The 613-nt window shown below is 50.9% G+C and carries 2 protein-coding genes; both read right to left on the minus strand.

Features of this window, described 5'->3' with window-relative positions; all coding sequences use genetic code 11:
• Window positions 1-372: hypothetical protein (locus tag HR086_RS47345; RefSeq protein ID WP_217442253.1), on the minus strand; the 372-nt coding region annotated here is incomplete at its 3' end.
• 18 nt (window positions 373-390) lie between these two features.
• Window positions 391-613 (minus strand): hypothetical protein (locus tag HR086_RS48115; RefSeq protein WP_217442254.1); only part of this gene is annotated, 223 nt, incomplete at its 5' end.

Consider the following 613-nt stretch of genomic DNA (forward strand, 5'->3'; position numbering starts at 1 on the left):
GTCCTTGCCTTTAAACGTATTGACTTCGAGTTTCAGGCGACCCTTGGATCCCACAACCGTGTTCCAGTTCATGCGCAGCTTCTCGCCCTTCTTCTTCTGGCCAATGCCGGCGAAGAAGTTGGACAGCAACCCTTCGGTCTTGGTGTGCAGGAAGAGGTTATGGAAGACGACCACATCCCCGTATTCAGGTGAATGAACGGTCAGTTCCAGCTTCGCTTGGTTGCAGGGCGGCATTTTCTCGCTGCCAGCAAACCGCCCGCGTTCGAATTTCGTGACCGTGAAGTTGTAGTCTCCGGCAGGGAGAACAATAAACTCACCACCGTCCTTTTCAATTTCGTCGTCCCAATTCAATTCGCGTTCAATTTGACTCATGTATTGTTCCTCCCGTTGTTAAAATGGCAGATTTTTTCTGGTTTCTTGGATCATGGCAAATACTTGCGGCCATGCCCCGACAAGGACGCCCTCAATAAAGCCCGGGTCGTAGTTCACGATGGGCGTATCTATCGGATAATACCCTTTCTGACTTACGACGATCTGCATTTCCGACTCCGTCACCTGATGCTGAATCATCAGGTCCCGCAACGAACGCGGGATATTCGCATCGATCGAGATT

This window comes from Myxococcus sp. CA039A (assembly GCF_013336645.1).
In the GTDB taxonomy this organism is placed as follows: domain Bacteria; phylum Myxococcota; class Myxococcia; order Myxococcales; family Myxococcaceae; genus Myxococcus; species Myxococcus llanfairpwllgwyngyllgogerychwyrndrobwllllantysiliogogogochensis.